This window comes from Brevundimonas sp. AVps5 (assembly GCF_058681515.1).
Window position 1 is genome coordinate 2,611,304 of the sequence record NZ_CM178740.1, and the last position, 16,496, is coordinate 2,627,799.

14 protein-coding genes and 1 pseudogene are annotated in these 16,496 nt (G+C 64.5%); 11 read left to right on the top strand and 4 right to left on the bottom strand.

Annotated features, from left to right (window positions below; genetic code table 11):
* Positions 1-189 precede the first annotated feature (189 nt).
* Positions 190-882, top strand: coding sequence for a class I SAM-dependent methyltransferase (locus ACW18A_RS13245; RefSeq protein ID WP_492022181.1), 693 nt, complete (start codon positions 190-192; stop codon positions 880-882).
* A 106-nt stretch (positions 883-988) separates the two neighbouring features.
* Positions 989-1,234: pseudogene (locus tag ACW18A_RS13250) on the top strand (tetratricopeptide repeat protein); the annotation flags it as partial.
* Here the strand turns inward: ACW18A_RS13250 and ACW18A_RS13255 are convergent.
* The gene (locus ACW18A_RS13255; RefSeq protein WP_492024420.1) at positions 1,172-1,411 is read right to left on the bottom strand and encodes a hypothetical protein; all 240 of its coding nucleotides are present in this window, start codon (positions 1,409-1,411) and stop codon (positions 1,172-1,174) included. The pseudogene ACW18A_RS13250 and the gene ACW18A_RS13255 sit on opposite strands and share 63 nt — an antisense overlap.
* Positions 1,412-1,558: 147 nt before the next feature.
* Between ACW18A_RS13255 and ACW18A_RS13260 the strand changes: the two genes are divergently transcribed.
* The 9 genes from ACW18A_RS13260 (at position 1,559) to ACW18A_RS13300 (ending at position 13,209) form a co-directional block, all read left to right on the top strand.
* Positions 1,559-3,058, top strand: a complete 1,500-nt coding sequence (locus tag ACW18A_RS13260; protein WP_492024395.1) for a glycosyltransferase — start codon at positions 1,559-1,561, stop codon at positions 3,056-3,058.
* Positions 3,059-3,126: 68 nt separating this feature from the next.
* The gene (locus ACW18A_RS13265; protein WP_492022182.1) at positions 3,127-4,026 is read left to right on the top strand and encodes a glycosyltransferase family 2 protein; all 900 of its coding nucleotides are present in this window, start codon (positions 3,127-3,129) and stop codon (positions 4,024-4,026) included.
* Positions 4,027-4,123: 97 nt separating this feature from the next.
* Positions 4,124-4,927, top strand: a complete 804-nt coding sequence (locus tag ACW18A_RS13270) for a methyltransferase (protein ID WP_492022183.1) — start codon at positions 4,124-4,126, stop codon at positions 4,925-4,927.
* Between the two features lie 19 nt (positions 4,928-4,946).
* Positions 4,947-6,602, top strand: a complete 1,656-nt coding sequence (locus ACW18A_RS13275) for a glycosyltransferase family 4 protein (protein WP_492022184.1) — start codon at positions 4,947-4,949, stop codon at positions 6,600-6,602.
* Positions 6,599-8,176, top strand: coding sequence for a glycosyltransferase family protein (locus ACW18A_RS13280; protein WP_492022185.1), 1,578 nt, complete (start codon positions 6,599-6,601; stop codon positions 8,174-8,176). Before ACW18A_RS13275 ends, ACW18A_RS13280 begins: the two co-directional genes overlap by 4 nt.
* A complete protein-coding gene (locus tag ACW18A_RS13285) occupies positions 8,173-9,225 on the top strand; it encodes a hypothetical protein (protein WP_492022186.1) in 1,053 nt (350 codons plus the stop codon). The genes ACW18A_RS13280 and ACW18A_RS13285 overlap by 4 nt, the downstream gene beginning before the upstream one ends.
* A 116-nt stretch (positions 9,226-9,341) precedes the next feature.
* Positions 9,342-10,976 carry a sulfotransferase family protein gene (locus ACW18A_RS13290; protein ID WP_492022187.1) on the top strand — a complete coding sequence of 545 codons (1,635 nt, stop codon included), beginning with the start codon at positions 9,342-9,344 and terminating at the stop codon, positions 10,974-10,976.
* Between the two features lie 3 nt (positions 10,977-10,979).
* Complete coding sequence (locus tag ACW18A_RS13295; protein WP_492022188.1) at positions 10,980-12,626, top strand: glycosyltransferase family protein; 1,647 nt, start codon at positions 10,980-10,982, stop codon at positions 12,624-12,626.
* 22 nt (positions 12,627-12,648) lie between these two features.
* The gene (locus tag ACW18A_RS13300; RefSeq protein ID WP_492022189.1) at positions 12,649-13,209 is read left to right on the top strand and encodes a class I SAM-dependent methyltransferase; all 561 of its coding nucleotides are present in this window, start codon (positions 12,649-12,651) and stop codon (positions 13,207-13,209) included.
* A 5-nt stretch (positions 13,210-13,214) separates the two neighbouring features.
* Here the strand turns inward: ACW18A_RS13300 and ACW18A_RS13305 are convergent, their stop codons facing one another.
* The 3 genes from ACW18A_RS13305 to ACW18A_RS13315 are packed head-to-tail and all read right to left on the bottom strand — an operon-like array spanning position 13,215 to position 16,484.
* Positions 13,215-14,888 carry a glycosyltransferase family 4 protein gene (locus tag ACW18A_RS13305; RefSeq protein WP_492022190.1) on the bottom strand — a complete coding sequence of 558 codons (1,674 nt, stop codon included), beginning with the start codon at positions 14,886-14,888 and terminating at the stop codon, positions 13,215-13,217.
* Positions 14,885-15,580: an acyltransferase gene (locus tag ACW18A_RS13310; RefSeq protein WP_492022191.1), complete on the bottom strand. Its 696-nt coding sequence runs from the start codon at positions 15,578-15,580 to the stop codon at positions 14,885-14,887. Before ACW18A_RS13310 ends, ACW18A_RS13305 begins: the two co-directional genes overlap by 4 nt.
* A 34-nt stretch (positions 15,581-15,614) precedes the next feature.
* Entirely contained in the window at positions 15,615-16,484 is an 870-nt protein-coding gene (locus ACW18A_RS13315) for a class I SAM-dependent methyltransferase (RefSeq protein ID WP_492022192.1), read from the bottom strand.
* Between the last annotated feature and the right edge of the window lie 12 nt (positions 16,485-16,496).

The following is a 16,496-nucleotide window of genomic DNA, read 5'->3' on the forward strand; positions in this document are numbered from 1 at the left end:
TCTTTCGCCGCACAGTTGTCTCCCGAAGTCGATCCGGTCCTCATGCGTCGTCTCTATGCCGACCTGGCCGATCACGACGACACTGCCCTGCGCGCCCATTTCGATGCCTTCGGCCGGACGGAAGGCCGGACGGCTTCGGAGGATTCAACCCGCGAGGGCCTGATCGCGCGCATCGGGACCCCGGCTTCGATGCTTGAAATCGGCCCGTTCTGCCAGCCGGTGTTTCGCGGACCGCACGTCAGATATCTTGATGTCCTGACCGCTGAAGAACTCGGTGCGCGCGCGCGGGAGATCGGTCTCGATCCGTCGGGATGTCCTGAAGAAATCCATTACCACAACGGCCTGGGCGAGGCGGCTGGCGCGGCGTTCGACGTGATCTTCAGCAGCCATAATTTCGAACACCAGCCCGACCCGATCCGGCATCTCAACGACGCGGCCGCAGCCCTGGTTCCGGACGGCGTCTACGCCATGCTGATTCCGGATCGCCGGTTCTGTTTCGACCATTTCCTGGCCGAAACGACGATCGCCGATATTCTCGAAGCCTTCATCCAAAGGCGTGAGCGGCACGCCCCGCGCCACGTGATCGAACACATCGCCCTGACCTGTCACAACGACCCGGCAGCCCATTGGCGCAGCGAACATGGCCTGCGTCCTCTGGGCGACGACGGGCGGCTGGGCGTGGCTTTGGAGAAGCTGGCCGCTGCCGGCGACGACTATATCGACGTGCATGCATGGCATTTCACGCCGACGAGTTTCCGCGAACTCATGCAAGGCCTGGCGGCCAGCGGCCTCTCGCGAATGCGGCCTCTTCGGGTCTATGATACGCCCCATGGCCGCAACGAGTTCGTGGCCGTCCTGCAAGTGTCGCCTTCCGCGATTTGATGACGGGCCAGGAAGCCTCATGAACCCCTGGGCTGTATTTGTGAAATGGCGAAAGCAGAGGCGCGCCGCGGTCGCCACGCCCACTCAATCCGCTGACCGCCTTCAAATGATTGGAGACCGGGCCCGGTCTCGCGGAGACTGGAAAGCCGCCGCTGAAGCCTATCGATCCGCGATCGACGCCAACAAGCCCAACGGCGTGCTTAGTTTGCAGTTGGGTCACGCGCTGAAGGAATCAGGGGATCGCGAAGGCGCGGTCGAAGCCTATCAGGCGGCCGCAATCGAGCCTGGTTCAACTGTGGAAGGCTACCTTTATCTGGGTCACAGCCTCGTGGATCTGGGTCGAACCGAGCGAGCGGTGGATGCCTACGCCGCCTGCCTGGAGGTGGCGCCTGGAACCATAGATGCGCGCGATGCGATGATCCGACTTGGAGCCCGCGATCGACTGCCGGAAAATCAGTTCGATCGTCGCGCGGCTGAGCAGGCCCTGTCGCTCGGTGCCGCCGCTGCCCGCGAAGCCGTGGCCGCTCACAGAGCCTTGTCGCAAGCTTCGATCTTTCCCGTCTCAGCCTGGAACAGATTCAGGGCGACCTGTCCCGTCACAGCCCCTCCCCCGGGCAAGGAGCCCCTGCCGACCTGTACCGTAGTGGTTGATGCTCGCGGGCTTCCCCCATGGGCGGTGCGCACTACACTGGACAGTCTGGCCGATCAGACCACCCGGGACTGGGTCGCGTGCGTGCTGTCGTCGCCCGGGGATGACCTGGCGAAGCATTCGGTGGCCGCGGCGAGCGCCATGGATGACCGAATATCTTTCTATTCCACGGCCGACGCCGTCCTCCTGAACGATCCCGGCGGCCCAGTCGTCATCGTGTCGGCAGGGACGCGACTGGACCCGACGTCGATCGCCTGGCTTTGCTTCGCCGGGCATCGCACGGGGGCGGGAGTCGTCCACGCCGACCATGACCGCTTCCGTCAGGACTGGCGTCTGGGCCGGGCCTTCTATTCGCCGAACCTTTTCCCCACACCCGAGCGGGGGCCGCCGGCAGCGCCTTCGAAAGTTCCGGCCATGCTCTGGATCGCCGCCGCGCACCGCGATCTGATTGGACAGGCGCTCGAACAGACCGGGTGCGAACTACGTCGCAAATTGATCGAGCGGATCGCCGCGGAAGGCCGGATCGGCCATCTCCCGCGAATCCTCTCCAGCACCGCCGAAGGGATGGATCCGCCGCCGGTCGACGACGACGTTCGCGGCTCGGTTTCTCCGGCGGGAGACAGCGTCATCACTGCCGTGATCCCGACCCAGAACCAGCCCCGTCTCCTCGCAGAAGCCGTCGAAAGCCTGTTCTCCAAAGCGGCGAAGACCGCCTTGCTGCGAGTGGTCCTCGTCGAAAACCGCCCGACGCCGGAGAGCCGGCAGGTGGCGGCTCGTCTGGCTCTGATCCCGGGCGTCGAAATCGTGCCCGTCGATGAACCCTTCAACTGGCCGCGCCTGAACACACTCGGCGTCGATGGCCGGGCCTCGGACATTCTGCTGTTCATGAACGACGACGTTTCGCTTCTGACAGAAGGGTGGGACAATCGGCTGAGAACACATCTTGATCGACCCGAGGTCGGAGCGGTCGGCGCGCGACTGTTGTATCCCGACGGGACGATTCAGCACGCCGGGATCGTCTTCGGCCGGGACGAGAACGGGCCCGCTCACGAGGGCGTCGGCGCCGCTTCCGCGGACGGCGGACCACTGGGCCGGTGGAGAACGACCCACGCGGCCTCGGCCGTGACGGGCGCATTCATCGGATGCCGCAGGCACACCTACGACGCGGTGGGCGGGTTTGACCCGCGTTTCGCCATCGGCTTCAACGACATCGACTTCTGCCTCAAGATCCGCTCGGCGGGTCTTGATGTGGTGTACGCCGCCGACATCGAAGCGGTGCACCACGAATCCCCGTCCCGAGGGCTCAATGACACGCCCGACCGGGTGCGCTGGGATCGTGACGAACTGTTCGACCTGCATCAGAAATGGGGAGACGTGTTGTTTGTGGAGCCCGGCGTAAACCCCTGCTGGGCCTCCAGTGTCGGCCGGCCCTATGACGGCTATCGCGAGCCCCCTCTCAGCGAGATTCTGGCCTGGCTCGACCGCAGCGCGTCGACACATCCCTGGTCTGCGGCATCCGCCGCATGAGCCTGGCTCCAGTGACGGTCGCAGTACCGGCCTTTCGCGCGACCTGGTTGTCGCAATGCCTGGCGAGTGTGCTCGCCCAGACCTTCGGCGACTACGAACTGCTGATCTCCGATGATTGCCCGGATGGATCGGTCAAGGAAGTCGTTGCCCAATTCTCCGATCCGCGCATCCGGCTTATCGAAGGGCCGAGGCAGGGTCTCGTCGCCAACAGCCTGCACCTCTGGAACAGCGCCAGACATGACTTCCTGAAGTTCCTGTACGACGACGACTTCCTGATGCCGTTCGCATTGGCCGAGATGCGTGATGCGCTGGCCCGTCATGCGGCGGCGCCGCTCGTGTTCGCGCGACGACACATTGTCGATCCGAAGGGAAAAATAGTCCTGTCGCCCGACATTTTCCCGGGCACCAAGTCGATCCAGCTCAAGGAAAGCCTGCTGGCCAGGTCAGCGATCCTGACCCTTCACAGCCCCGTCGGGGAGCCCAGCAGCATGTTGATCCGGCGTTCAGCGTTCGCCTCGGCCGACTGCCTGAGCTTCTATCGCGGCCTTCCCGTGCGGCACCTGATCGATGTCGGCCTGCTGTTCAACTCCTGCGACGTGGGGCCGACGGTCGGGATAGCCAACTTCCTGTCAGCGTTCCGTCGCCACGGCGGACAGGCCACCGAGGGCCGAGACAATCCAGCCTTCTCGGCCGGCCTGTTCGAGTGGGAGCTTTTTATCCGCGGATCGATAGATGCCGGGTATGTGTCGAATGCAGTCGCGGACGGGGCGATCGTCAGGCTGGCCAAAGCCTACGAAGCGCGCGCTGCGGCCTTCCCGGAACTGCAGGCTCTCCTGCCCGGTCTTCTGGGTCTGCGGGCCGATCTGGAGCAAGGGAGCGCGTGCGGAATCACGGACGATTTCCGGCGCGATTATCTGGCTGCGATGGCCGTGATCGATGAGCGTGTGGCTGCTTCGCTCGCGCGATGACGAGCACGAGCCCGACGGTTTGACGCTGACTGCAAGCCGTGCCAATCGAGCCACCAGCCAATTTTCGCCGATGACACCGTCGGCGAGGGAGCCTGTCTTGCCCAGCACCTCTGACACCGTCAAAATTCTGCGGGCGCGATGGTTCAACAACCCGAACCTCGAATCGATTCCGGCGCTGAACGAACTCTTGCGCCTGATGGGGCGTTGGCGGGCGACAGTGCTGGTGAACACCTACGTCAAACTGCACGGGAAGGTCGTGTATTCGGGGCCCTTCGAAGGGATGGAATACCTCGACTATGCGACCGAGGGGTGCCTTCTGCCGCGGTTGCTCGGCTGTTATGAAGACGAGTTACATGCTGACCTCGCTCGATTCCAGAACGCGGGTCTTCGCACCGTCGTCGATATCGGCTGCGCCGAGGGCTACTATGCGGTCGGCCTGGCCCGGATGATGCCCGAGGTTCGCGTCGATGCGTTCGACATCGATCCCAAGGCGCGGGAAGCCTGCGCAGATCTGGCGCGGCGCAATGGCGTCGAGGATCGGGTGTCGATCAGCGGCGAGTTCACGGGTGATATGTTCGAACGCTATGTCGACCAGGACGCCCTGGTCATCATTGACGCGGAGGGGTTCGAGGACGTCCTGATGAACCCCGAGCTCTATCCGGCGCTGCACAGGCTCAACATCATCATGGAAACCCACCCGATGTTCAAGCCGGGGATCGTCGACCGGATGCATGCGCGCTTCGGCGCCACCCATGACATCGTCGTCCACCTGCAGGGTCCCAAGGTCCCGAAACTGCCCCAGTGGCTTCAGGACCTCGGGCATCTGGATCATCTGATCGCAGTGTGGGAGTTCCGTGCCGGACCGACGCCGTGGTTCGTCATGACCCCCAAGGCCGGCTGACCTGAGTGGCGCCTCGACGATGACCCTGAGTTCTTCCCCGAACTTCGCCTTCTACTATACAGGCGACGCCTACACGACGACGCGCAAGATCATGGGCCGCCAAAGCGCCGGGAAGGCGCTGATGAACGGCGTCGCCCGGCGTTGGTCGACAGGCGAAATCCACGCGTTCGGCGCTGATCGAAAAGGCGGCGAGCAGATGCTGGCCCAACTGCGCGCGAATGGCCATTCCGGATCTGTTCGCTGGCGTGAAGCGCCGGGTGACGCCGCCATGACCCAATTGGGCGCGCTGTACTATCCTGCTCCGCCCTCGAACGATCTGGCCAAGGCTCGAAACACGCGCGGGCCTGCGGCCTACAGCCTGTTCGGAGTGACCCACACACTGTCCTCGGCCGGTGCCATGGACCAGATTTCGCAGATGGTGCTTCCACCCTTCCAGCAATGGGACGCGCTCATCTGCACGTCGAGCGCAGCGCTGGAAATCGTGACGCGCATGCAGGAGCAGATGCGGCAGTGGATGGCGGAGCACACTGGAGCCACCAGGTTCAACGCCATTCAGCTGCCCGTGATTCCGCTGGGGATCGACGTTCCGGCATTTCTAAGCACCGAGGACGACCGAAAGGCTGCGCGCGCACTGCTGGGGCTGGACCCCGACGAAGTCGCATTCCTGTTCGCCGGGCGTTTGACGTTCCACGCCAAGGCCAATCCCATTCCCTTCTACCAGGCGGTGCAATCTGCGTGCGAACGCATGGGGCGCCGTCTCACGGTCGTGGAGGCGGGTGTCTATCCCAACGATGCGATCGCGGCGGCGTTTGATCGCGCGCGCACGGAATTGGCCCCGTCCGCCCGCTTCATCTACGTCGATGGTCGCGACGACGCCCGTTTTCGTGCCGCCTGGCGGGGATCCGACGTCTTCGTTTCGTTGTCGGACAACATTCAGGAAACGTTCGGCCTCACGCCGCTGGAGGGTATGGCCGCCGGCCTGCCGGTGCTGGTCAGCGACTGGAATGGCTACAAGGACACCGTGAGGGACGGTGTCGATGGGTACCGGATTCCGGTCCTCGCCCCACCTGAAGGCATGGGCAATGTTCTGGCGGCGCGGCATGCGCTGGAACAGGACACCTACGACTTCTACATCGGGCGAGTTTCGCTGAGCACCGTGGTCGATCCGGATGCGCTGATCCAGCGCGTGGTCGAGCTGGCGAGCGATCCCGAATTGCGACGCCGTCTCGGCGAAGCGGGTCGCCGCCGGGCGACACAGGAGTTCGACTGGCCGGTGATCCTTGATCGCTACTTCGACATGGTCAAAGGCCTTGGAGAGATTCGCGCTGCGGCCGAGCCCCGCCCGCCACAGCCCTGGCCGATGAGGCCTGACCCCTTCAGCCTGTTTTCGGGCTACCCCACCGCGGTCGTGGGACTGGAATGGCGCGTCGCAGTTCGCGATGCAAACGGCAAGGCGCTCGACGTACTTCTGGAAATGACCCCTGCGCGTTACGGGCTGCACGACACCCTGCTGCCAGCGGCGACCATTCGGGCGATCCATCGTTCGCTTTCCGTCCGGGAACAGACGGTGGGGAATCTGTTGGCCGCGGTCCCCGGATCCCGGGCGACGAACTTCCGCGCGCTCATGTGGCTCGCCAAATTCGGACTGGCCGCTCTCGCCCCCGGGTTGCGGTGACCAGCGACGCGCCGCAACCCTCGCCCGAGGATCTGGTCGAGGCGGAATTCGACGTCGACTTCTATCTGGCGACCAACGAAGACGTTGCGGAATCGGGTATCGATCCGTGGCTGCACTTCCGGACCTTCGGCTGGCGGGAGAAGCGCGATCCCACGCCGGATTTCTCCGTCGCCAAATACCTCGATCTCCACCCTGACGTGGCTGTGTTGCAGATCGATCCTTTCGACCACTACGTCCGTCACGGACGCGCGGAGGGTCGACCCACCGACCACGAATATGGCCTCCGCTACGATATTCTGATCGGACGGCCCGCCTTCGAGGAACGGATTCAGATTCGCTCCCGACTGGCCGAACGGCCCAGGCCGGATTCGGTCGCCGCCCTGGATGAGGCGCTCTTGTCGGCGGGCGAGCGAACAGGACCGTCGGGCGGGCTCCATCTGACCTTCAGTCACGACGACTACACAGCGATCCCGGGGGGCGTTCAACTTTGCATCCGGCTGGAATCCGAGGCGGTCCAGGCAGCTGGACGAACACACCTGAACCTTCATCCGGCCCCGCCGGGCCAGACGATCGAGGTCGAACGTGAAGCCCCTCTCGTCCGCCTGCACCTGGATGGACGCTCGATCGGCTGCTTCAGCTATGCGGACGTCGCGGCAAGTCTGGCGGCATGGTCCGGGGGGCGGCCTTCAAGCATCGCCGTGCACAGCCTGATCGGCCATTCGGTGGACGGCGTTCTTCAGCTGGCGGCAGCTGTGCAGGCTCCAGAAACCTATGTCTGGCTCCACGACTTCTCCAGCCTGTGCGCGAACTACGCGCTGATGCGCAATGACGTGGAATATTGCGGCGCTCCGGACTTGCTCAGCAACGCCTGCACACTCTGCGCCTACGGGCAGCGGCGCCCGATCCACCTGGCCGAGCACGCCAGACTGTTCAATGTCCTGGACGTTACGGTCCTGGCTCCGTCCAGCGCGGCGGCGGGCTTGTGGGCGGAACGGTTTCCCGGCCGCCATGAGGTCCGCGTTCATCCGCACGCCCGGCTGGTCCCCCGGCCCGGAAGCCGCCAGAAGGCGCGCACCGGCCCTCTGCGTGTCGCCTTTCCCGGCATGGCGACGCTGCACAAGGGGTGGCCCGTCTTCTCGGAGCTGGTTCGACGCTTCGAAGGCGATCCCCGGTACAGCTTCCATCATCTGGGTCGTTCGCCCGACCCGAGGGTGCCGGACGTGGCCTTCACTCGCGTCGCGCCCAGCGAGGCCGAACCGGAACCGATGATCGCCGCGATCGGCGCGCTGGATATCGACGTCGCCGTCGTCTGGTCTGTCTGGCCCGAAACCTTCTGCTTCACCGCCTATGAAGCCGCGGCCGGCGGAGCCTTCGTTCTGACCGGACCGCTGGCGGGGCATGTGGTCGAGCTCGCCTCGCAAGCCGGAAGAGGTTTTGTCGCCAGAGACGAGGACCACCTGTTCAACCTGTTCGAAACGGGCGAAATCGCCGCGCTGGCCAGGCCGGGGCGCGTGAGACAGGATCTCGAGTACAGCCGTATGAGCGCGGACTTCATCGGGGGGCCGGCCACGTGAAGGTCCTGTGTTTCACAAGCTTCACCTTTGCCTATCTGGATCGGGCGCGTGTGTTGTTTCAGACGCTGCGGCGCCATCATCCGGACTGGACCCTTGTCGCACTGATCACGGACCGGCCTCCCGAAGGCCTGTCGATCGACGTCGCGGACGAAGATTTCGACCGTCTTGTCTGGTTCGAGGACCTGAACCTGCCGAATGCGACGGGCTGGCTGTTCCAGCATGACGTCGTGGAGGTCTGCACGGCCGTGAAGGGGCCCTTTCTGCATCAGACCTGCGAGGCCGGCGACCACGACGCCGTCGTCTACCTCGATCCCGATATCGCGGTGGTCAATCCCCTGATCACAGTCCTGGATGCGTTGGAGACCCATGACGGCTGCCTGACCCCTCACCTTCTGGAGCCTGAAGACGAAGAAGGCGCCATTCTGGACAATGAACTGGCGACGCTGCGAACCGGCATCTTCAACCTGGGATTTGTCGCCATCCGGACGACGGGCCAGGGCGCGGCCTTCGCCCGCTGGTGGAACGACCGCCTCCTCGCGTACTGCCACGACGATATTCCGCGCGGACTGTTCGTCGATCAACGCTGGTGCGATCACGTTCCGGCCTTCTACGACCGCTTCGCGATCCTGCGCGACCCCGGACTCAACGTCGCCAGCTGGAACCTGTCGAAACGTCATGTGGCGATCGGCGTCGATGGCGTCGTGCGGATCAACGGCTCGCCGCTCAAGTTTTGGCATTTCACCAAACTGGGCCCGACCGGCGATATCATGACCCGCCGCTATGCCGGCGCCAACTTCGAGGTCCACGAGGTTTGGAACTGGTACAAGCGGCTCGTGGCCGTCGCCCGCGATCCGCGCATCCCCGACCGATACTGGGCCTATGATCGGTTTGACGATGGACGGCGGATCGATAAGCGTCATCGTGTGCTGTACCGGGAACGCGTTGACATCAGGGACGCCTTCCCCGACCCCTTCGCCGCAGGGCCCCACACCTATTCGGCCTGGCTGGAACGCGAAGGCGAGTTGACGCCCGCGACCGCGGTCGCCTAACCCTGCCTCACCGTCCCGCTTGACCGTTCCGAGGTAGTTGCAGAGTGGCCGAGGCCAAATCGAAGCGATCCGCGCCCGCAGCACCCACCGCGCCCGCGTCGACGCGAAAGGCGCTGATGGTCGTTGGGATGCATCGCAGCGGCACCTCGGCCGCCGCACGGTTGCTTTCGTTGGCCGGGGGCGCACTGCCCGAACGGCTGATGAACGCCGGGCCTGACAATCCGGAGGGCTTCTGGGAGCCGTGGGAGATGGTGGCCCTGAATGACCGGATGCTGGTCGAGGTCGGCTCACGTTGGGACGATGTCTTCATTCATCGCGCCGATGCCGCTGTCTGGGACGCGCGCGCCGACTACATGGAAACCGCAACGATCTTCATCGCCGAAAACTACGGCGACAGGGACCTGCCGATCCTGAAGGACCCCAGAGCATCCGCAACAAGCCGGTTCTGGCGCGAAGCCTTGGCGCGGCAAGACCTGACGCCCGTCTATGTGATCATGGTTCGCCACCCGTCAGAGGTGGCCAGGTCGATCGCGGCCAGGAGCGGTGCCACGATCGCTGCCTCCGAAATGTCGTGGACCGCGACCATGGCGGCGGTCGAGCGGGATACTCGGGGCTGGCCGCGCGTCTTTGTAGGGTATGACGCCCTGCTGACCGACTGGCGTCAGGAACTGGCGCGGATCGAGACGGCCTTGTCGCACGCCATTCCCGCCCGATCGGCGGAAGCCGAAGGCAACATCGATCTCTTCCTGTCGGGTTCCCACCGACATCACAATGTACCCGACGAAGACGCCAACCTGGCACCCCTGACGCGCGAGACCTGGTCCTGGATGACAGAGGCCTGTCGCGACCAGGATCCGCCGGGCGAGATCATCGATGGCGTGATCCGACAGTTAGACGAGCTCGCGCTAGCCGTGTCGCCCGCCCTGAGCGATTTGCGTCGGGAACTCGCGGACTATCCAGGGCTTCGCCTGCGCCACACGGAAGCGTTGACGGAGAACGCGGCCCTGCGCGCGCTTTGCGACCGCTTCCATGGCGAGGCCGACCGTGCGACCCAGGCGGCCGACGCAGCGGAAAAGGCGTTGGCGACAGCGCGAACGATTTCGACCGAAACGCCGCCCCAGAGGTCTCTCGAGGCGGCCGGTTCCGACGATAACCTGAACCAGGCCATCGCAGAGATCGCGCGTTGCGAGACCCGACTGATCCGCGAGCGCCGACTGCGCGCCGAACTCGCCGAGGCCGACCGGGCCATCTACGAACACCGCAAGGCCGAAGCCGTGCAAGCCATCGCCGACCGATGGGCGGAGGAGCAGACCGCGCATTCGATCACACAGCACGGCCTCGCCGAAGCGTACCGTCAGCTTGGACTCGCCGCCGAGGCCGGCCGCGCCCTGACGGCCGCGAGAGAGGCGACCCAGGGGATCGCCGACGCCGCGACGACGCACGCGGCAGCTTCGGCGGCCGAGGCCGCGGAGCTGCGAACCCTTGTTGCGACGCTGGACGCGGCGAACGACCGTTCCATCGCGGAAAGGGACGCGGCGCGCGCCGAGGCCGACCTCATCGCAAGCCGGCTTGTACAGGCCGAGCGACGCGTCGCCGGTCTGGAAGCGGATCTACGCCTGGCTCGCGCTGCCGAGCGTGGAGCCACGGACCGATACGCCGCCGCAGCCCAGCGCCTCGCCCAACTTGCGACGAACCACCAGAGCGTGACGGACCAGGATCAGACGAGCCCGCTTTCGCCGCGTGAGACCTGAGCCATGCCCGCGACGGAAGCGGAAACAGTCCGGGCGGCGACTCTCGCGTATCTGCCGCTGACCGCCTCAAGGATTCTGGCGATCGGGCAGCAAGCCGCGTCAGAGCGTCCCTATCGTGCCCGCAACCCCCTGGTTGACTGGATCGCAGCGCCCGACGGGCGGGAGACGCCGTCGCAATCGATCGTCACCGCGGACTTATGGGGATCCATAGATGCGACCGGTCAGGACGTTCCGTTCGACGCTCTGATTCTGGGCGATCTGAACACCTTCTCCGAGCCCGCAGACCTTCTGATGACAGCTCGCGCCCGAGCTGCGCCTGCCGCTGTTTGCCTCGCCTATGTCCCGAATCCCGCCCACTGGCCGAGAATCGAACGGCTGATCCGTGGCCAGGATACAGACGCGAACGAGACGCCACCCGTCCTGACGCTTTCCGCCGCCCTGACCCTTTTCAAAAACGCTGGCTGGCATGTTCTCGACAGCAAGGCCGTGTCGCAGGGGCCAGCCCAAGGAACGGCGCTCCAGCATCTTCTGCAGGCCGCGACGGAACTGGGGCTCGGCGCGGATGACGCTCGGGCCAGACTGGAGCCCATGGGATGGGTGGTACGCGCAACGAAATCACCCCCCCCGCCGACGATCGCCCTGGCCGCGATCGGTTTGAAGAATTTCGCGGGCGTAACCGACGCCCGCGTCGATCATCCATGGACGGCATTGACCAGCCTGCCCGGCGTGAGGGCGGCATGGGGGGAAAACACCGTCGTTCTTCCCAAGGGGCCCCCGGGGGTTCTGACACTGCACCGGCAGTTCATGAACGGCGGCGAGCTGATCAAGGCTGTGGATCGTCTGATCGCGTCGGGATGGACGATCGTTTCCGATATGGATGACGACCCGCATCACTGGCCGGCCTTCGTCGAATCCGATTTCAGGGCCTACCGCGGTGTCCACGCCGTCACCGTGACCACGGACACCCTCGCGGACATGGTCCGGCAATGGAATCCCAATGTCCGGGTCTTCCCGAACGCTATCCTGGCTCTGCCGGACGCGCCCGTGCCCACCCCGAAGACCGGCGACAGGCTGCGTCTTTTCTTCGGCGCGTTGAACCGTATCGACGACTGGACACCCGTGATGCCGGGCATCCGCGAGGCGTTCGAGAGGCTGGGCGATGGAATCGAAATCGACGTCGTCCACGATCGCGCGTTCGCCGAGGCCTTGCCTCGCGGAAGCCGGATCCGCTTCCGCCCGACGCTTTCGCACTCTGACTACATGTCCGTCCTCGCCGGCTGCGACATCTCCTTGCTGCCGCTCGCTGACACGGTCTTCAACCGGCTCAAGTCCGATATCAAGTTGATCGAGTCCTGCGCGGCGGGTGCCGTGCCGATCTGCTCTCCCGTCGTCTATGGCGAAATCGCTCGCCATCGGGAGGTGGCCATGTTCGCAGAGACGGCGAACGAATGGCGGGATGCGATCCTCGACCTGTGCGAGAACTCCGATAAGGTGCGTCAGTGGCGCGAACGGGGACGGGCCTATGTTCTCTCAACGCGAATGCATGCGCAGCAGGCGCCGGAGCGGGAGGCCTGGTCGCGTTCGATCATGGCCGATCGCGCCGAGCTGGAACGTCAGCGCGTGGAAAGACTAGGCGCGATCAATGCCTGATCCGGTTGAAGGGAAATACGCGATGAGAAAACTCAACCTGGGGTGCGGCTTCGACAAGCGCGAAGGATTCGTCAACGCCGACAGCTTCCCCGAGTGCGATCCGGACGTGATGATGGACATCGAGTCCTTCCCCTGGCCCTTCGAGGACAACGCCTTCGACTATATTCTGATGAAACACGTTCTGGAGCACGTGGGCGCGACGTTCGAAGTCTTCACCAAGGTGATGCAGGAGCTCTACCGGATCACCGCCAAGGACGGGATCGTCGAGATCCACGTGCCTCACTTCCGGCACGACACCTTCTGGTCCGACCCGACCCACGTCCGCGCCTTCACGCCTCTGACCTTCGAAATGATGTCGCGCAGACGCAACGACGACTGGATCGCCAGGAAGGCCAACTATTCGATGATCGCCTATGCAATGAATGTCGATTTCGAGGTCGAGCACGCATCGCAAACCTACGATTCCCGCTGGATCGCCAGGGAGCAGCGCGGAGAGATCACCCGCGAGCAACTGCGGGTGGCGGCGAACGAGACGTGGAACGTGGTCAAGGAACTGCAGATTCGCATCCGCGCGGTGAAATAGTCTGATTACGGATCCAGCCAGTCCAGAACGCCTGTCTTGGCGAGCCAGAGCAAGGTCAGCCGCAGGCGCTGGTGCCTCTGCGGCGGGAATCCGGCCAGCAGCTCTCCTACCCGCCGGGGCTGTCGATCTTCCAGTGCCAGCAGCAGGGCAGCCGCTTCCGCCGTGGTCGCGCGCCAGTTGCCCGCGAAGCTGTCCAGCCGGAGCGATGCCGAGCGGATCAGATCGTCGGAGCCGGCGCCGTCGCGCAGGTTGACCCTGGTTTCCGGCGACAGGGTCTGGCTGGCGAACCCTGCAAAGTCCCGGAACGGCTCGCCCCGAACAGGATGTTCGCCGACCGTCGGAGACCCGCCGGCCTTGCGAATCGCGGTGAGTTCACCTGCCAGCTCCACGTACTGAGGAGCCACTACGGACCAGTCCAGAAACTCCCTGACCCGACGACGCCCTGCGGCACCCATCCTGGCTCGCAGTTCCGGCGAGGCGATCAGGGCGCCGAGAGCATCGGCCGCGCGTCCCACGTGGACGGCCGTATGTTGTGCAATCACGCCGACGTACTGCTGGTAGGATTTCGTCGTCAGGGCGTGACCGTCGACGAGCCCCCTTGGAGATCCGCCCGGCGGGCCGCCCAGGGTCGGGATGAGGAAACCCTCGACCTGGTCTCGCACGGTGTAGCGATAGCCGTCCCAGTCGCTGACCACCACGGGCAGTCCCGCCGCCATCGCTTCGATCGGAGTGATGCCGAACGTCTCCTGGATATTGTCGACCAGGGAGATGAAGATGTCCGCGCCGGCCCATAGATCTGCGACGAGACCGCGGTCGTTGCCGTCCAGCACATGAAAGGCGACATCGGGCGCGTAGGCCGATGCCGCTGCGCGATAGTCCTTTTCGTCCCCTTCGCCTCCCGGAAACCAGCCGGCCATCGCCAGATGGACCCGGCAGCCCTGCCTGGCGGCGGCTTCCGCGACGGCGCGCATCATGGGTTGCGGGAAGGCCTTCTCGAAGAACGACAACCGTCCGACCCAGACAACGACGATATCGCCATCTTCGGCAGCCAGCCGCCGCCGAAAATCGACGCGCGCACCCGGCCGATCAGCCATAGCCGCGAACCGGGCGCTATCGATACCCAGAGGGATCAGGGGAAGTTGCGGCCTCGGTCGCGTCGTTCCGCCGAACCGTTCTGCAAGGTAGGTCGTCCATTCGTCGAACATGACGTGCATGGCCGACTGGACAGAAGGCGAGGTGCAGATCAGCGCATCCCACGCCTGAACGGGAGCGACGGATGCAGCCGCGATTTCCTGGCGCATCGCGGGCGGAGCGATGGTGTGGATCAGACCCATGAGGCTGTATCCGGCGTCGCTTGAGCGAGACCGGCGAAGCCACGCGAGGTCCTCAAGCTTGGCGGAGCCGCGCAGGACCACCCCTGACGCCGGCGCGGCGGTCGGGTCCAGCATGGACGCTGTTGCGATCTCGGTCTTTCCCCTTCCACTACCTGTCAGTCCCCGGACGATCTGCTCCAGAGGAACGGGCTCGTTGGTCAGGACATCCAGGCGATCCAGGCCGGCGTTCACCGCGAGAGCGCGATAAAGCTCCGTATTGGCCACGGATACGCCGAATACGTTCTGGCCCGTGCCGACCCTTCCACTCGGCTGATAGATGCCCAGCCGTTTCACCGGCGGCGTCATTCGATGACCGGAGGCGTGTCGCCGAAGTCCCGGCTCCAAACGATTTCGCTGCGCATGATGCGCATCGGCGGGCCGGTGACGATCGCATGCGCGGGCGTCTCGCCACTGATCATTGCGCCCGCCGCGATGACCGTCCCGTTTTTGATATTGGCACCCTTCAGGATCATGGATCGCAGACCAAGCCAGACATGCCGGCCCACGACGATGGACCGCGCCGGATTGATACGGGCACCTGTCGTTCGATCATAGATCGGATGAATGTCGCTGATCGAAATATAGACCTGACTTGAGATCATGCAGTCTTCCCCGATCTCGATCTCGCCGGGTTCGTGCAGCTGCAACCGGCCATCAACCATCGTCGTCCCCCGGCCAATGCCCAGGCGGGCGCCCTGGCCCATCAGGTTCACCGCGCCGGTCAGGTGGCAGGTCTCCCCGATCTCGATGACACCCCCGGATCCCTTCACGGTGATGTTGAGGTTTGCGGTCGTATTCTCCCCGATCGACACGCAGTGGCCCTCGCCCGCGATCACCATCGCACCACTCTCGGGCGCGAACCGGACGCCTGGCCCGACCCGCAGGGTATTGGCGGTTCCTCGCACCTTGATGGTGGAAGACAGCATGGCGGAGGGGCTGATCTCGATCCGGTGTCCCTCGCCCTCCACCTCCAGGTATTCCGCATGGTCCCCGGTCATGATCGCTTTTCGTAGCGCGGTGAATCCGTCCGTCTCACGGGGTATCGGGCTTTCGCAGGACGGCGGCGAACTCGAGCCGCGGGGACGGAGTATCGTAGACCCTTTCGGTAGTCAGCGTCATCAGGTCCAGCGTCCTCAGTCCCTGCATGATCCGGCGAAAGTTCTCCGGCGTGAACTTCCAGGCGTGAGCATCGAGATACGTATCCTTCTTGCTCTCGTAGTATGCGATCGCCGCCTTCAGGCGCGGCAGGCCGTCTTCGTCGTCCGGTCTCGCCCCATGGTCTCCGACCCAATGCGCGAAGCAGTCATTGTGGGTCGTCATCGACAGTTGGCCGAGAACGGCACCGGCGGTGTTCCGGGTCCTCTTGTCGAGATAGGCCGCAACGACATCGGTGATACCCGACTCGGGTTGAAAATGATCAAAGCAGTAGCGCTTGTCCGGGCAGAGAATGATATAGTGCCCTCCGGGGGCGAGGACGCGCTCAACCTCCTGCAGATGGCGAGCCAGGTCGGGCTGATGCTCTATGCTATGGCTGCCGAACACGATGTCGAAGGTCTCGTCGACTTCGCCAAGGGAGCCGACGAAGTCAATGCTAGGGCACTGATCGGGATCGCCGCCGACCTCGACGCTCAGCGCGCGAAGCTCTTCCGTCGAGAAGACATCCAGATACTTCACATTCGGCCCGCGCAGGACCGGGGAAAAATACGGGCCGATCTCCAGTGCCCTCGCATCCCGTGGGATCAGCGGCAGAAGCAACTCTCTCAGCGCACCCCGGGAAGCGTTCCGCCCTTCCACGCGTCCGTACTGATTGTAGTGGGCGATAATCGCCGGATCTGACAGATCAGCGAGATCAGAGTTTCTCTCTCTCAGGAAATCGGGTTGAATTTCGGGGGGAAAGTCCATCAGTCATCGTCA

Coding starts and splice junctions, on each gene's coding strand:
- ACW18A_RS13290 (WP_492022187.1), top strand. CDS start 9,342: ATGGTCGTTGGGATGCATCGCAGCGGCACCTCGGCCGCCGCACGGTTG.
- ACW18A_RS13310 (WP_492022191.1), bottom strand. CDS start 15,580: ATGACCGGGGACCATGCGGAATACCTGGAGGTGGAGGGCGAGGGACAC.
- ACW18A_RS13295 (WP_492022188.1), top strand. CDS start 10,980: ATGCCCGCGACGGAAGCGGAAACAGTCCGGGCGGCGACTCTCGCGTAT.
- ACW18A_RS13245 (WP_492022181.1), top strand. CDS start 190: ATGCTTGAAATCGGCCCGTTCTGCCAGCCGGTGTTTCGCGGACCGCAC.
- ACW18A_RS13300 (WP_492022189.1), top strand. CDS start 12,649: ATGAGAAAACTCAACCTGGGGTGCGGCTTCGACAAGCGCGAAGGATTC.
- ACW18A_RS13315 (WP_492022192.1), bottom strand. CDS start 16,484: ATGGACTTTCCCCCCGAAATTCAACCCGATTTCCTGAGAGAGAGAAAC.
- ACW18A_RS13305 (WP_492022190.1), bottom strand. CDS start 14,888: ATGACGCCGCCGGTGAAACGGCTGGGCATCTATCAGCCGAGTGGAAGG.
- ACW18A_RS13275 (WP_492022184.1), top strand. CDS start 4,947: ATGACCCTGAGTTCTTCCCCGAACTTCGCCTTCTACTATACAGGCGAC.